Raw genomic sequence first — 15,774 nt, 5'->3', positions numbered from 1 at the left:
TGCCGGTGCCGCTGGTGGAGGACAGGATCGCGGAGTGGGACGGCGTTGGCATAAAAAGCCTACTTCTTGAGGCCTTTTATGAGTCCGTTGCAGAAGTCAACATCGAAGTGTCACAGTTGGGTGCCTGGCAAGAGCGTTCAGTGAGGGATTCGATTACGCATGCGATACGACGCCGCATCACGCCCCGGTCAGAGCCCCAGAGATTACGAGCGGGTTCCTTGACGGAACCGCGTAAACAACGCAGAAAGCGGGGGCCGCGGCTCAAACTTCAGCCGCGACCCCCGCCGTCAAATCGAGCTCTCTCGAGCGCTGGAATTAGTATCCGAGGTTACCCGCGAAATCGCCAGCCTCAAGACGCTGCTTCACCTGAGTAAGGAACCGGGCAGCGTCCGCGCCGTCTACGATCCGGTGATCGTAGGAGAGCGCAAGGAATACCGTCGAGCGGATCGCAATGCTGTCACCCTCGGGGCCCGAGATGACGGCAGGCTTCTTCACGACCGCGCCGGTGCCCAGGATTGCAACCTGTGGCAGGAACACGAGAGGAGTATCAAACAGCGCGCCACGCGATCCGGTGTTGGTGAGCGTGAACGTACCGCCGCTGAGCTCGTCCGGCGTCAACTTGTTGTCGCGAGTGCGAGCAGCCAGGTCGGCGATCTCTGCGGCGATGCCTGAGAGATCCTTGTCGCCAGCGTTGCGCAGCACGGGAGTGAGGAGTCCACGCTCGGTGTCTACCGCGATGCTGATGTTCTCAGTCTCGGGGTAGGTGATCGAGTCGCCCTCAACAGTTGCGTTGATGATCGGGTAGCTACGAAGTGCCTCTGCCGCCGCAAGAGCAAAGAACGGCAGGAACGAGAGCTTGTTCCCGGTCTTCGCGAGAAACTCGTCCTTCTTTGCCTGGCGGAACTGTGCCACGCGTGTGACGTCCACCTCAACCATGGTGGTGAGCTGAGCCGTTGTCTGCATTGAGACGACCGCACGCTCGGCGATCACCTTGCGCAGGCGACTCATCTTCTGAGTAGTGCCGCGCAGCGGTGAGACCTCAACGACGGGAGCAGCTGTGGCAGAAGCTGGCTGTGCAGCCTGCGAGCTCGATGCAACTCGCTCTGCTGCCGCAACAACGTCTTCCTTACGAATGCGCCCGCCAACACCGGTTCCGGTGACGGTGGCGAGATCCACTCCGCGATCGTTTGCAAGTTTGCGAACGATCGGGGTCACGTAACCCGAAGACAGGGTGTCGGCTGCCGGCTCGGCCGGAGCTGCCGGCGCCGGGGCCGGGGCCGGGGCCGGGGTTGCCGCAGGAGCAGGAGCAGGAGCAGCGGGAGCTGCCGCAGCCGGCGTGGGAGCTGGAGCTGCCGGTGCTGCAGGGGCTGCGGGAGCAGCAGCCGGCGCAGCGGGAGCTGCTGCAGCTGCAGGAGCACCGCTTCCAACACGAGCGAGCACGCCGCCAACCTCTACCGTGTCATCCTCGTTCGCGAGGATCTCCTGGAGCACACCCGCGATCGGCGAGGGCACCTCAGTGTCAACCTTGTCGGTCGAGACCTCGAGCAGCGGCTGGTCCACCTCTACAGACTCGCCAACGGCCACGAGCCAGCGTGTCACCGTACCCTCGGTGATGCTCTCGCCAAGCGAGGGGAGAACAATGTCTTGAGTCGCTCCGCCAGCCGCGGGTGCTGCAGGCGCTGCCTCTGCCGCAGCAGGTTCAGCGGGAGCAGCCGGGGCTTCCTGCGGAGCGGCCACAGGCTCAGGTGCAGCAGCGGGCTCAGCGGGGGCGGCTGATCCTGAGCCGCTTCCGTCACCAATTCGTGCGAGCACGGCGCCAACCTCGGCGGTCTCGTCTTCTTGCACGAGGATCTCTTCAAGAGTTCCAGAAATTGGTGAGGGAATTTCGGTGTCGACCTTGTCCGTCGAGACTTCGAGCAGCGGCTCGTCTACCTCGATGGTGTCACCGACATTTTTCAGCCAGCGAGTCACCGTTCCCTCGGTCACGCTCTCACCCAGTGCGGGGAGGACCACCGATTCACTCATCGTGTATCTCCGTTCGTTTTCAGTCTGTTCGCAGCGACTAGATCGCGTGCAGTGGCTTGCCGGCGAGCTTCAGCATGGTCTCGCCGATGGTTTCGTTCTGGGTGGGGTGGCCGTGAATGAACGGTGCCACGTCTTCTGGGTATGCTTCCCAGTTCACGATGAGCTGCGCTTCACCAACGAGCTCGCCAACGCGTGCCCCAATCATGTGCACACCGACCACGGGGCCGTCGTTGACACGCACCGCCTTCACGGTTCCAGCGGTGCCCAGGATCGAGCTCTTTGCGTTGCCCGCCAGGTTGTACTCGTAGCTCGAGACCTTGTCGGCGCCGTACTGTTCCTTGGCCTTGGCCTCGGTCAGGCCAACAGAAGCGATCTCGGGGTCGCAGTAGGTCACCTTGGGAATGTTGACGTCAGAAACGACCACCGGAGCAAGTCCAGCGATCTCTTCGGCGACGAAGATGCCCTGCTGGTAGCCGCGGTGCGCGAGCTGCAGGCCGGGAACAATGTCGCCAATTGCGTAGACGCCAGGAACATTGGTCGCGAGGCGCTCGTTTGCAAGAACGAAGCCACGATCCATTTCGATTCCGACCTCTTCGTAACCCAGGTTCTGGGTAACCGGGCCGCGACCCACAGCGACCAAGAGGTAGTCGGCAGCAATGGTGGTGCCGTCTTCGAACGTGACGGTGACGCCGTTGGCGTCTTGAGCCACAGACTGGAAACGAACGCCGAGCTTGAAGTCAATCCCGCGACGGCGGAACGCGCGCTCGAGCTGCTTCGAAACAGACTCTTCCTCGTTCGGAACCAGGTGGGGGAGTCCCTCAACGATGGTGACCTCAGCGCCAAAGGAGCGCCAGACGCTCGCGAACTCAACGCCGATCACGCCGCCGCCGAGGATCACGACCTGCTTCGGAACCTCCTGCAGCTCAAGTGCCTGCTCGCTCGTAATGACTCGACCCTCGATCTCAAGCCCGGGAAGTGAGCGTGAGTAGGATCCTGTCGCGAGCACAATGTTCTTACCCGTGATTCGGTCGCCAGCGACCTCAACGGTGTTTGCAGAAACCAAACGACCCTCGCCTGCAATGACGGTGATTCCGTTTGCCTTCAACAGACCCTGTAGGCCCTTGAACTTGCCGGCCACGAGGTTCTCGCGGTAGGCATTCACACGGGCCATATCGATGCCCGCAACGCTGGTGAGCACGCCGTAGGTCTCACCGTCACGGGCAACATCTGCAACCTCTGCTGAGTGCAGAAGCGCTTTGGTGGGAACGCATCCTCGATGCAAACATGTCCCGCCGAGCTTGTCTTTCTCAATGACAGCTGCGCTGAAACCCAGCTGCGTGGCACGGATGGCTGCGGCATAACCCGCGCTGCCTCCGCCCAGGACGACTACATCAAACTGCTGATCGGCCAAGTGGGATCTCCCTCGGATTGTTCGCGTTAATTTGGGCGGTCCCTATTGAGCGGCTCACACCGCTTGGTTCACACGTTGTACACGGTCACCGGACACACTGAGTAAAGCCTACACCTGCGCGATCCTCGGCATAGTGGGTCTGCGCCTGGGGTGTCAGGGTTCGCTAACGGCGTGACGAATCCGGGGCACAGTTGCAGCCCACGTTCATAGGATGGGTGTGTGACCGATTCCATATTCTCAGCCGACTATGCCGAGCGACGCGCCCAGGTACCGCGTGGTTTGCCACTCATTGTTGCAATGCAAGGCCTGAGCGACGCTGGTGGTGCGGTTTCTCAACTCGAAGAGCACCTGTGGGAGCAGTATGAACCGGAAGAACTACTCAGGTTCAATGCGGATCTGCTGCTTGATTACCGCTCCAGGCGCCCCATCATCACCTTCGAAGAAGACCACCTGACTGACTACCAGCCGGAGGAACTCTCTCTTACGCTGGTACACGACGAGCTAGGAAAGCCTTTCCTCTTGCTCAGTGGCTTTGAACCCGACTTCAGGTGGGAGCAGTTCATTGACACCGTACTTATGCTGGTGCACGAGTTTGAGGTCTCAACAACCGTCTGGACGCACGCGATCCCGATGCCCGTTCCGCACACCCGCCCCATGACCACCACGATTAGTGGATCGCGCGACGACCTCATCGAAGCGCGTTCCGTCTGGCGTCCGACCACCAAGCTCTCTGCCTCGGCAGCTCACGTGCTGGAGTATCGACTGCACTCACTCGGTGAGGAAGTAGTGGGGATCGCGCTTCTTGTTCCGCACTATCTCGCGAACACCGAGTACCCCGAAGCCCTTCTCGTTTCACTCAACGGCATCATGGCTGCGACTGGCCTGATCCTCTCGACTGACCGTGTCAGGGACGCTTCGCGCGAGTTCCACCAAAAGGTCAACGACCAGATCTCAGAGAACGAGGAGTCTCTCGAGATGGTTCGCACTCTTGAGCAGCGGTACGACGCCTATATGGAGGATCAGACAACTCAGTCACCGCTCGTTCGCGAGGACGGCACGATCCCAACGGCCGACCAGATCGCGAGTGAACTCGAGCGGTTCCTAGCCGAACAGCACCCGAGTCCGGGCGACGAAAACGACTCGCCGAATAAATAGACGAGAGAACCTAGCAGTACAGCGGTTCTGAGGCAAGCCCCTCGGCCAAATGGTAATTCTCAACTGAACTCCATGCAATAATTGAGGCTCAACCCATTCAATTCGGATGCCATTCTCGCTCGCGGGAATAATCCGGGCTTGACATGGGTTTTAGCTGTGTGAGCGCTTATCCGCCGAAAATCGGTGAGTGCACCAGGATTCATACGGCAAGCAAGATTCACAGCACGAATCCGAAGAAAGAAGGGGTCTGCGTGGCAACTGTATCCGCGACCAAAGCTCGAGCAAAGACTTCGAAGGCCACGGAAGAGGTACCCGAAGAGCAGGGGGCCGAGGCGGTCGTTGACGCGCCCGCTAAGAAGGCACCTGCCAAAAAGGCAGCGGCAAAGGCAGCTCCAGCGAAGAAGGCAGCGGCAAAGACGCCCGCCACCCGCAAGGCTGCGCCCAAGGCCGCCGCAAAGAAGACCGTTGAAGAAGAGCCAGAAGACGTCGAAGAGATTGATGTCGAAGACGAGGCCGCAGAGGCAGAGAAGACCGCGGCTCCCGCGGAGCCCCTGCCCACGGGCGCAATCGTTCTGAAGGCTTCTGACGAAGAAGACGTTCCCACTGTCACGACCCTTATCCCGGGCGCCACGGCCGATCCTGTCAAGGATTACCTGAAGCAGATCGGTAAGGTCGCGCTGCTGAACGCCGCAGAAGAGGTTGAGCTTGCGATGCGAATCGAAGCTGGCTTGTTCGCCGAGGAGAAGCTCGCAACCGAGCAGGGCCTGCCCAAGAAACTGGAGCGTGAGCTCAAGTGGGTCGCCCGTGACGGCCAGCGCGCAAAGAGCCACCTTCTTGGCGCGAACCTGCGTCTTGTTGTGTCGCTCGCCAAGCGCTACACCGGTCGCGGCATGCAGTTCCTGGATCTTATCCAGGAGGGCAACCTCGGTCTGATCCGCGCCGTTGAGAAGTTTGACTACACCAAGGGCTTCAAGTTCTCGACCTACGCAACCTGGTGGATCCGCCAGGCCATCACTCGCGCCATGGCTGACCAGGCACGTACGATTCGTATTCCGGTCCACATGGTTGAGGTCATCAACAAGCTTGCACGTGTGCAGCGCCAGATGCTTCAGGATCTCGGTCGCGAACCCACTCCCGAAGAGCTGAGCCGCGAGCTCGATATGACCCCTGAAAAGGTCGTAGAGGTCCAGAAGTACGGCCGCGAGCCAATCTCACTGCACACGCCGCTTGGCGAAGACGGTGACAGCGAGTTCGGTGATCTGATCGAAGACACCGAGGCTGTCGTGCCGGCAGACGCGGTTGGCTTCACGATGCTGCAGCAGCAGCTCGAGCAGTTGCTCGATTCGCTCTCGGAGCGCGAGGCTGGCGTGATCCGCATGCGCTTTGGCCTCGGCGACGGCATGCCGAAGACCCTCGACCAGATTGGTGACACGTTCGGCGTCACCCGCGAGCGCATCCGCCAGATCGAGTCGAAGACGATGGCGAAGCTGCGCCACCCATCACGCAGCCAGCAGCTGCGCGACTACCTCGAGTAGACAGCACACAGAAAAGGCCCCGGGAGCGATCCCGGGGCCTTTTCTCGTTGGTGAGGTTAATCTGTGCGATCGAGACTCACGCGGTCAGCTTGTGACTTTCGTCGTGCCACACCTCAGCGATCGGGCGGAGCTTAGCTTCGTGCTTGTGAGCGTGGTGTGCACAGAACAGGAGCTCGCTGCCGTTCAGTACGGCGCGAACATATGCTTGGGCTCCACAACTGTCGCAGCGGTCGAGTCCATTAAGTGGACGGTCTGCTGATTCAATGGTGGTGGCGTTAATGGTGTCGTGCTCGAGCGTTGTCATGATAACCTCCCGTTCTCCTTTTGATTACCCCAATCAAAGCACGTCTGACTTGAAAAGAGATTGCGATACGGTTGCGGTTCGCTCACCGCGTAGCTTTGCCCTCTGGGGTTGCGCACTCGCCGAGCGCATGGCGATACTCTGTCGGTGGTCTGCTCTACAGTAAGTTGAGTCAGCAAGCAAGAGGAGATCTCAGTAGTGGCAGAGTCATCGCGAGCAACCAAACCGGTCGAGTCAAATTACTCCGCGCGCCACCTCACCGTCCTTGAAGGGCTTGAGGCGGTTCGAAAGCGTCCGGGCATGTACATTGGCACGACCGACTCTCGGGGCCTCATGCACTGCCTCTGGGAGATCATCGACAACTCGGTCGACGAAGCGCTCGCGGGTTACGGCAACGACATTCGCATTACCCTGCACGCAGACAACAGCGTGACGGTCTCAGACAATGGTCGCGGTGTTCCCGTTGATATTGAGCCGAAGAGTGGACTCTCCGGTGTCGAGCTGGTGTACACAAAGCTGCACGCTGGCGGCAAGTTTGGTGGCGGCGGTTACGCCTCTTCGGGCGGCCTCCACGGCGTTGGCGCATCGGTCGTCAACGCACTTTCATCGCGACTTGATGTCGAGGTGGATCGCGACGGCAAAACCTGGGCGATGTCGTTCAGACACGGAGAACCCGGTGTCTTTTCAGGAGACGGCCCCGACAGCCCTTTTAAGCCGTTTGAAAACGCTTCTGAGCTACGGGTCGTGGGCAAGGTCAAGAAGGGTGTGACGGGCACCAGGGTGCGCTACTGGGCTGATCCTCAGATCTTCCTCTCCACCGCCCGCTTCGAACCGGACTCGCTCGTCGCGCGAGCCAGGCAGACAGCTTTTCTCGTGCCGAATCTCGCAATCGAGATCACTGATCAGCGCCCCGAATCGCAGGATGAATCCGGTGTGGCTCCGGTGCACCGCTTCCAATACGAGGGCGGGCTCTCAGAGTTCGTTGATTTCCTCGCCGTTGATGCGCCGATCACCGACACCTGGCGGGTGACAGACTCGGGCACCTTCACGGAGACCGTGCCCGTCATGGATGAGGTGTCGGGCGGCCTTGTGTCTCGCGAGATCGAGCGCCGCTGCGAGGTCGACGTTGCACTGCGCTGGGGCACCGGCTACGACGTTGAGGTGCAGAGCTTCGTCAACATCATCGCGACCCCAAAGGGCGGCACGCACCTCGCCGGCTTTGAACAGGGCCTCACCCGGTTCTTCCGAAAGCAGATCGAGGCGAACGCTCGCAAGCTCAAAGCCGGCACCGATAAGCCAGACAAAGACGACATCCTGACAGGGCTCACCGCCATTGTGTCGGTGCGCGTGCCCGAGCCGCAGTTCGAGGGCCAGACCAAAGAGGTGCTCGGCACCGCAGCGGTACGATCGATCGTCTCGAAGGCGATCGTGCAGGGCATGACCGAGCGCTACGAGTCCACCAAAAAGCCCGACAAGACTCAGACCGCCGCACTGCTCGAAAAGATGGTCTCCGAGATGAAGTCGCGGATCGCGTTGCGCGCGCAGCGCGACACCGCACGCCGCAAGAGCTCACTTGAGAGCTCTTCTCTGCCCGCGAAGCTCATCGATTGCCGCTCAAAAGACGTTGCCGACACCGAACTCTTTATTGTGGAGGGCGACAGCGCGCTGGGAACAGCGCGCCCGGCCCGCGACAGTGAGTTCCAGGCGCTTCTGCCGATCCGAGGCAAGATCCTCAACGTGCAGAAGGCATCGGTTGCCGAGATGCTCGGTAACGCGGAGTGCGGTGCCATCATCAAGGTCATCGGGGCAGGATCGGGTCGCGACTTTGATATTGACTCGGCCCGCTACGGCAAGGTCATCCTGATGAGCGACGCCGATGTTGATGGCGCGCACATTCGCACGCTGCTGCTCACGCTCTTCTTCCGCTACATGCGACCCATGCTTGAGGCCGGGCGCGTCTACGCGGCGGTGCCACCGCTGCACCGGGTCATCGTGCAGAACGCGGGGCGCAAGCCAAACGATGTCATCTACACCTACAGTGAGCGCGAACTGCAGACGCTGCTCAGCGATTTGAAGCGTCGCAACAAGAAGTACCAGGAGCCGATCCAGCGCTACAAGGGCCTCGGTGAGATGGACGCGGATCAGCTCGCGGAGACCACGATGGATCGTGAGCACCGCGCGCTTCGGCGAGTTCGCCTGGAAGACGCGCACGCGGCTGCTCAGATGTTCGAGCTGCTCATGGGCAATGATGTTGCCCCACGCAAGGAGTTCATCGTCGAGAACGCTGACGACCTCGATCGCGAGCGCATCGACGCTTAGTTCTGCAGGTACTCCTGCACGCGAGGAATGCGGGGAAGGGCTGCCGCCTTTCCCCGCATTCCTTTTGAGCCGACCTAGTGCAGGGCTATTCGACGTTGCATGAGTGTTTTGACACTGAGCCTGCGCTCCACCGCCGAACATGCAGTTCCAAGCCGCAGGCTCGGCAGTGGGATGCAGACTCGGCGAAACGCGGGAATGCACCCAGCTGCGATTCACCATGTCAGGTCATGTCATGCCATGTCAGGTCACTTCAAACCTTTGATGAAGTTGACCCCGCGTAGGGTGCCCGCTTTACGGCGCTTGGCCAACAAACGCGGCGGCACCGTCGATCGGCTGCCCTGATCCGTCTCGCTTGCCAAGTTCCGCGGGCAGCTTACGGGCCGCACCGTCAGCCGCAAGAGCGCGAGGCTCACCCGTGCCGACCCAGGCGCAGGCGATCTGGTCTTCCCACTTGAGGAAACGCTGGGCCCGCACACCGCCGGTGGCGCGGCCCTTCGCGGGAATTTCAGCCCAGTCGGTGACCTTGGCGGTCGCAACATCGGTGCCGGGAAGGGTGATCGAGCTGTCCGCGACGGTCACCACCCGCGCCTCAGCACCCTCGGGCACGGCGGTGGCAAACACCACTCGTGCTTCGGCCCCAAGCTTCATGCCTGCCATGCCACCCGCTGGGCGACCCTGCGGGCGCACCGAGGCGGCAGGGAATCGCAGCAGCTGCGCATCACTGGCCACAACGGCAAACTCTGACCCGTCGGGTGCCGGGAAAGCGGAGAGCAGCTGGTCGCCGGCCTTCAGCGAGATGACCTCAAACTCGGGTCGCGCCGGCAGCTCCGTGAGAACCACACGCTTGACGGTGCCCTGCAGCGTAAAGAGCCCGATCGGGGTCTCGGTGTCGAGCGGCACGAGCCCCACCACACGCAACTTTTTATCGGTCACGCCGATGTAGTCGAGAAGCTTGACACCTGCAGAGAACGCGACGCTCGCGCCGGGCACGAGCGGCAGATCGACGGGGGTAAAGCGGTGGAGTGTGCCGTCAGAGAGCACGGCACCGAGTTCACCCCGAACCGTGCCGTCAACCGTTGACATCACCGCGCCGTGTTTTGTCGCCCGCGAGGTTCCGCGGGGCGATTCAAGCGCTTCGGGATCCCGATCCAAACGCAGCGCGCGGCCCGTTGCCGAGAGAAGCACGGTGCAGGGGGTATCTGCAACCTGCAGCGCCGCAGAGCTCGCAGCGGAGCGTGTGGGGCGGATCACCGCACCGGTCAGCACCGTGCGTCGGGGAGTGCCGAACGCCTCGGCTGCCTGGTCCATTTCGTTCGACACCACGGCGCGCAGCTTCTCATCGCTGCCGAGAATCTCGAGCAACGCCTCGATCTCGCGCTTCAGTTCGTCGCGCTCGCTCTCGAGCTCAACACGTGAGAACTTCGTGAGGCGGCGCAGACGCAACTCAAGAATGTACTCGGCCTGCAGCTCTGAGAGGTCAAAGACCTGCATAAGCCGCGACCGCGCACCCTCGGCGTCGTCGCTCGTGCGAATGAGCTGGATGACCTCGTCAATATCGAGGATCGCGATGAGCAAGCCCTCAACAAGGTGCATGCGCTCGCGCCGCTTTCGCAGGCGGTACTCGGAGCGGCGCTTAATGACCAGGATTCGGTGGTCAATGAAGACCCGCAGCATCTCGCGCAGGCCAAGGGTCTGCGGCTGCCCGTTGACAAGCGCCACCGAGTTAATGCTGAACGAGTCTTCGAGGGGCGTGTAACGATACAGCTGCTCAAGCACGGCCTCGGGGGAGAAGCCGGTCTTGAGCGTGATGACGAGCCGCATGCCGTTTTTGCGGTCGGTGAGGTCGGCCACATCAGAAATGCCCGAGAGCTTCTTCGCGTCGACACCCTGTTTAATCTTTTCGATGACGCGCTCTGGGCCGACGAGGTGCGGCAACTCTGTAACAACAAGCCCCGTGCGACGGGGGCTCAGCTGCTCAACCGACACCTTGGCGCGCGTGCGGAACGCGCCGCGGCCGCTGCGATACGCGTCTTTGACTCCATCGAGCCCGACAATAATGCCGCCGCCCGGCAGGTCTGGGCCGGGGATAAACTCCATGAGCTCATCGACGGTGGCGTCGGGGTTGTGCAGTAGATGCTTTGCGCCATCAACAACCTCGATGAGGTTGTGCGGTGCGAGGTTCGTCGCCATGCCAACAGCGATGCCACTCGCACCGTTCACGAGCAGGTTGGGCACTGCCGAGGGCAGCACGTCGGGCTGCATGATCTGGTTGTCGTAGTTCGGCACGAAGTCGACGACGTCTTCATCGAGTGACTCGGTCATCGCAAGCGCGGCACCAGCGAGGCGCGCTTCGGTGTACCTGGAGGCAGCTGGACCATCGTCAAGCGAACCGAAGTTACCGTGGCCGTCAACGAGCGGCAGGCGCATGGCGAAACCCTGAGCCAAGCGCACGAGGGCATCGTAGATCGAGGAGTCGCCGTGCGGGTGCAGCTTACCCATCACCTCGCCGACAACACGCGCCGACTTCACGTGGCCCTTTTCAGGGCGCAACCCCATGTCTTGCATCATGAAGAGGATGCGGCGCTGAACCGGCTTCAAACCGTCACGGGCATCGGGCAGGGCGCGCGAATAAATGACCGAGTAGGCATACTCGAGAAACGACCCCTCCATCTCTTTCGAGATGTCGATGTCTTCAATGCGCTCACCCGCGGTTTCGTGGGCTAACTGTGAAAGGAGTGCTGAGCTCTCAACGGAGCCTTCTGCGGAGGAATCTACAGAGCCGTCAGCGGGGCCACTTGGTGCTTCGGTCATAATGGTTTTTATGCTACCTACTGCCACCGACAACGGTGCGAGGCTTGCCGCAATTCTGCCAACTGGGATCGCCGCGGTCGCTCACGGACTGGGCCAAGATCCCGGCGCTGCACTCGACACCATGCTGGGTCCGGTTCTGAGCGATGGGGGAGCATCCGAGGCATCATCTCAACTCGCCAGCCTCCCTCCGATCCGTTCACTCGTGGTTGTGGTCGTTGACGGACTCGGTCACGCCAATCTCAAGGCGCGAGCGGGGCACGCACCGGCACTCGCCCGCTTACCCCAGCGCCGCATAGAAACGGTCGTGCCCTCAACCACCGGCGCAGCGCTCACAACCATCACCACGGGTCGGCTACCGGGCACTCACGGTCTCGTGGGCTACCGCATCCGCCACCCCAAGTTGGGGATGGTCTCGACGCTCAAGGAGTGGCAGGGGATCGAGGATCGCCGATCCTGGCAGCTCGCCACACCCTTGTTTGCAGCCGCCCGCGAAGTAGGGGCCAGGCCCGTCGCAATCGGCCGCCCCTCTCACGCTCAGGGAGGACTCACCGAGGCGATCCTGACGGGTGCTGACTACCAAGCCGGGCAGCGCATCGAAGATCGCTTCGCCGTCGCCTCCGCGCTCATACGCGAGCAAGAACCTGTCGTCATATACCTGTACATCGATGAGCTCGATAAGGCCGCTCACGAGCAGGGGTGGCAGAGTGGCGCGTGGGTCCGTCGCCTCGAACAGTTCGACGCGGCGCTAGACGGGTTTTTGCGCGGACTCCCCGGCAACGTTGGAGTCGTTATTACAGCGGATCACGGCATCGTCGACGTTCAACCGCACCAGCAAATACTGCTCGATTCGGATCCCGAACGACTCAAAGATGTCGTCGATATCGGGGGAGAGCCGCGCTTTCGTTCGCTCTACCTGCGCGAGGGCACGGATCCCGAACCCATCGCTCGGCAGTTTGAAGAATCAGAGCGAGGTCGCGCCTGGGTTGCGACTCGCGCTGAGGCTGTCGCGTCGGGCGCATTTGGCCCGATGGCGCCGGGGGTGGCCGATCGCCTCGGTGACATCATCATCGCCGCGCGCAAGCAGGTTGCCTACTACTGCAGTGACGACGATCCGCGAGCCCGCGCCATGGTCGGTCAGCACGGCTCACTGAGTGAAGATGAGCGCGGGGTACCGCTGATTCTCGGCGGGGCTCTTGCTGGGACAGGAATCGCGAGCGTCGTCACCGAGGTGGCGCGCTCGCGAATCCCGCTGCCCGGGTCAGCCTAGGCGGGATCCTCGTCGCTGCGGGTTCCGAAGAGAATGTCGTCCCAGCTCGGGATCGACGCGCGACCCTTTCGAGGGGACTTCTCCGGGTCGAGTTTGGGCTCAGCCTTATCTTGCTCTGCTGCCGGCGCGACCGGATCGGCAACAGGCTTCAAGGTGGGTGGACCACTAGTGGTTGAGGGTGCCGGGGAGGGCGTCGCTTGCCCGGAAACCCCGGCGGCACCCCAGATGCTGCGAGGGGGCGTGACTACGGGCTCGTCTGCCACCGCGGGAGGATCAGCGACCGGCGCTGCAGGCTGAGCGTTCTCTGCTTTGCTATCGCTCACCCGAGAACTCTGCTCACGCTCGCCGCGCCGCTTTCGAAGCGCATCGAGAAGATCAGCAGTCTGACTCAGGTCGATTTCTTCGCTGTCGTCTGTTTTGATCGCGCGGTGGTCAATCTCTTTGCGACGCTCGTACTCCGCATTGGCGTCCGCCAGCGATGGAGCAGGATCCGCGACCCGCGCACTGTCGTCGGATGACTCAGCATCGACCGCGGACTGCTCGCCCGCCTGCAGCTCTTCACTATCGCTATCGGTGTCGGTCATTGGAAGCTGCGAATGATCGAAGGCGCCCGAGTCAAAACGCCCGGTCTTCTCTTCGCTGTCGACGGCGCGCAGCTTCGGGATCAACCGATCGCCGACCTCACCCTGCTTTGAGAGGTTCACGGCGTCTGAGTTCACTGGCGCCAGCGTGCCCTTACGGTGCGCAAACGCCCAAATAGCGCGGTGCGAAACCTCGTGGGCGACGAAGTCGAGACCGATCATCCAGCCGGTCTCTTCGTCTTTCCAGGAGTTCCAGTCGCTGTCTTCGACGCCAAGACCAATGAGGCGTTCAGCAATAACACCACCGAAGTGCTGATCGGAATCGTCGTTCACGTCCGTTCGCACTGGGACAGCCTGAGCAAGCTCCAGAATGTACCGACGCTCCGCGAGAACCGGTTCTTCGAAGCGCTCAATATCTGCTTCTTCAAGACCGGTTTCTTCGGCAACCTGAGCGCGAGACTTTCCGGCGCGGATGAGCGCTTGAATCTCCCTCGGTCGCACCTTCCCGGCTTGACGATCCCGCTTAGCGAGATGCCTGAGTTCACTCAGCACTGTGTCGTCGACGACGAGGCGAAATTCTTCGTCAGCCCCGTTTACAACAATTAGAGCCTGATCTTCACGTCGCACAAAGCGCAATTCGTCCATTGGCGGCATCCCTTCACAGTTCGCGACCTAGGGTGACACAGGCTGGCGAGTTTATGTCGCATTGACGTGGGCGCGTGGCAAAGTCGTGCGGACCTGATTTTGCGCTGAGAGAAATTTAGCAACAGAGTTTGCGTAAGTGCAGCAAGTTAGGGCAGACTATGGCCGCTCGCAGGTTGATGTGTCCAGGGGACACGGGAATGCAGGAGAAGATGGCCACAGATTACGACGCCCCGCGTAAGTCCGAAGAAGAAGCAGAGTCAATTGAGGCTCTGAAAGAGCGCGGCTCTGCCAAGGGCGGCTCCGCAATTGATTCTGAGGATGCGGACAACCCAAGTTTTGACCTCGGGGGTTCAGATCTGTCAGATGTGGAGCTCGACGTTGTTGTGCTGCCTCAGCAGGACGACGAGTTCACCTGCGTGAGCTGCTTCTTGGTGCGACACCGCTCGCAGCTGGACCACCAGAGCGATCTGGGTCCGGTTTGCGCAGAATGTTCAGTGTAAATCGCGCCAGCGATTTACTACATTCTGCGCTGCCGCCACAGCGGCAGGAATGCTCGGTATAAAACGCGCCAGCGTTTTATCGCATTCTGCGCTGCCGCCACAGCGGCAGGAATGCTCGGTATAGCCGAACCGCCTAAAGGTCACTTTGCTCACGCAGAATGACCTTTAGGCCAGACTTTACGCCCGCTTCGCCGCCTCGATCGCAAGCGCAAGCTGCTCGGGGTGGCGGCTGGTGAGCACCCACTGGGGTGCAGGATCCGCTGGATCGATGTTCTCGACCCGCACGCCGCGGTGGATCCACCCTCGAACCAACAGATAGCTACGGGCATCTGTTCCAGGACCAATCGCGCGACGAAGCGCGTCAGATCCGAGCAACTCAACCTCACCGAGTTGGTCCACCGGAATCTCCGCACGGCCCGCGGTCAGGCGGCCATCACGCACGAGCAGACTCGGGCTCAGCACCAAAAAGCTGCCGGCGATCAGCACGTACATTGCTATGCCGGTTGGGAGCGCAAGCTGCGGGTTAATCGGTGTCATGACGAGTGCGACCGCCGGTATCAGCAGGAGCAGAGCGACAAACAAGCTCGGTCCAGGCAAGAGTCGTTCACGGTAGTCCTGGGGAGGCGCCTCAACTGTCATGGCTCCATTATCCCTCTCAAGAGATATGCATTTCGTCAATGCCCCACAGTCAGTGTGGTCTGAGCGCTTCGATCCGGTAGCCTGTCCGGGTGACCGATGTTGTAGAGATTCCAATTCGAGCTGAAATTCCCCCGAGCTATGCGCACGTGGGTGATGCGGGCGCCGACCTGCGTTCATCCGAGGCTGTGCAGATTGCTCCCGGGAAGCGTGTCCTCGTGGGTACGGGTGTTTCCATTGCGCTGCCAGAGGGGTACGCCGCGTTTATTGTGCCTCGAAGTGGCCTCGCCGCCAAGCACGGCATTACTGTGCTGAACACTCCTGGAACGGTCGACGCCGGATACCGCGGTGAGATCAAGGTGACACTGCTCAACACCGACACAGAGAATACCTTTGCGGTTGAAGTGGGGGATCGCATCGCCCAGATGATTGTGATGCCTGTTTCGCGAGCGGTGTTTGTTCCGGTCGAAGAACTTTCGGAGAGCGCGCGGGGCGCAAACGGCTTTGGATCCACGGGGATCAGCAGCTAGCTTCTGCGCGAAATCTTCGACACAATTTAAGAAAGCCCGAAGGGGCACGAGCAAGGAG

The 15,774-nt window shown here is 61.3% G+C and carries 12 protein-coding genes; 6 read left to right on the top strand and 6 right to left on the bottom strand.

The features are described from left to right. Window positions 1–315: 315 nt before the first annotated feature. Together sucB and lpdA are read right to left on the bottom strand one after the other, a co-directional pair. On the bottom strand, window positions 316–2,025 hold the full coding sequence (gene sucB, locus G7068_RS01350; RefSeq protein WP_166287791.1) for a 2-oxoglutarate dehydrogenase, E2 component, dihydrolipoamide succinyltransferase: 1,710 nt from the start codon (window positions 2,023–2,025) through the stop codon (window positions 316–318). Between the two features lie 37 nt (window positions 2,026–2,062). Then, window positions 2,063–3,436 carry a dihydrolipoyl dehydrogenase gene (lpdA, locus tag G7068_RS01345; RefSeq protein WP_166287788.1) on the bottom strand — a complete coding sequence of 458 codons (1,374 nt, stop codon included), beginning with the start codon at window positions 3,434–3,436 and terminating at the stop codon, window positions 2,063–2,065. A 219-nt stretch (window positions 3,437–3,655) separates the two neighbouring features. Here lpdA and G7068_RS01340 point away from each other — a divergent pair, with 219 nt between their 5' ends. Together G7068_RS01340 and G7068_RS01335 are read left to right on the top strand one after the other, a co-directional pair. After that, complete coding sequence (locus G7068_RS01340) at window positions 3,656–4,591, top strand: proteasome assembly chaperone family protein (protein ID WP_205881326.1); 936 nt, start codon at window positions 3,656–3,658, stop codon at window positions 4,589–4,591. 251 nt (window positions 4,592–4,842) lie between these two features. Then, window positions 4,843–6,126, top strand: a complete 1,284-nt coding sequence (locus tag G7068_RS01335) for an RNA polymerase sigma factor (protein ID WP_166287785.1) — start codon at window positions 4,843–4,845, stop codon at window positions 6,124–6,126. A gap of 76 nt (window positions 6,127–6,202) precedes the next feature. Here the strand turns inward: G7068_RS01335 and G7068_RS01330 are convergent, their stop codons facing one another. Then, window positions 6,203–6,430 carry a DUF7455 domain-containing protein gene (locus tag G7068_RS01330; protein WP_205881325.1) on the bottom strand — a complete coding sequence of 76 codons (228 nt, stop codon included), beginning with the start codon at window positions 6,428–6,430 and terminating at the stop codon, window positions 6,203–6,205. A 195-nt stretch (window positions 6,431–6,625) separates the two neighbouring features. On the opposite strand from G7068_RS01330, the gene G7068_RS01325 reads away from it, so the two are divergent. After that, window positions 6,626–8,746, top strand: coding sequence for a DNA gyrase/topoisomerase IV subunit B (locus G7068_RS01325; protein ID WP_166287782.1), 2,121 nt, complete (start codon window positions 6,626–6,628; stop codon window positions 8,744–8,746). Between the two features lie 291 nt (window positions 8,747–9,037). Here the strand turns inward: G7068_RS01325 and G7068_RS01320 are convergent, their stop codons facing one another. After that, entirely contained in the window at window positions 9,038–11,557 is a 2,520-nt protein-coding gene (locus G7068_RS01320; protein ID WP_166287779.1) for a DNA gyrase/topoisomerase IV subunit A, read from the bottom strand. Between the two features lie 10 nt (window positions 11,558–11,567). Between G7068_RS01320 and G7068_RS01315 the strand changes: the two genes are divergently transcribed. Further along, window positions 11,568–12,824 (top strand): alkaline phosphatase family protein, encoded by a 1,257-nt coding sequence (locus G7068_RS01315; protein ID WP_166287776.1) that lies wholly within the window; start codon window positions 11,568–11,570, stop codon window positions 12,822–12,824. Here G7068_RS01315 and sepH read toward each other — a convergent pair. Beyond that, a complete protein-coding gene (gene sepH, locus G7068_RS01310) occupies window positions 12,821–14,050 on the bottom strand; it encodes a septation protein SepH (protein WP_166287773.1) in 1,230 nt (409 codons plus the stop codon). The two genes, G7068_RS01315 and sepH, sit on opposite strands and share 4 nt — an antisense overlap. Window positions 14,051–14,259: 209 nt before the next feature. Here sepH and G7068_RS01305 point away from each other — a divergent pair, with 209 nt between their 5' ends. Next, window positions 14,260–14,550, top strand: coding sequence for a DUF4193 domain-containing protein (locus tag G7068_RS01305; RefSeq protein WP_166292929.1), 291 nt, complete (start codon window positions 14,260–14,262; stop codon window positions 14,548–14,550). Between the two features lie 177 nt (window positions 14,551–14,727). On the opposite strand, the gene G7068_RS01300 is transcribed toward G7068_RS01305, so the two are convergent. After that, entirely contained in the window at window positions 14,728–15,189 is a 462-nt protein-coding gene (locus G7068_RS01300; protein ID WP_166287770.1) for a DUF3093 domain-containing protein, read from the bottom strand. Between the two features lie 89 nt (window positions 15,190–15,278). On the opposite strand from G7068_RS01300, the gene dut reads away from it, so the two are divergent. Beyond that, window positions 15,279–15,716 carry a dUTP diphosphatase gene (gene dut / locus G7068_RS01295; protein WP_166287767.1) on the top strand — a complete coding sequence of 146 codons (438 nt, stop codon included), beginning with the start codon at window positions 15,279–15,281 and terminating at the stop codon, window positions 15,714–15,716. Window positions 15,717–15,774 lie beyond the last annotated feature (58 nt).

It is taken from the genome of Leucobacter viscericola (assembly GCF_011299575.1).
In the GTDB taxonomy this organism is placed as follows: domain Bacteria; phylum Actinomycetota; class Actinomycetes; order Actinomycetales; family Microbacteriaceae; genus Leucobacter; species Leucobacter viscericola.
The sequence above is the reverse complement of the archived record's forward strand: the minus strand, read 5'-3'. Positions and strand labels throughout refer to the sequence as shown.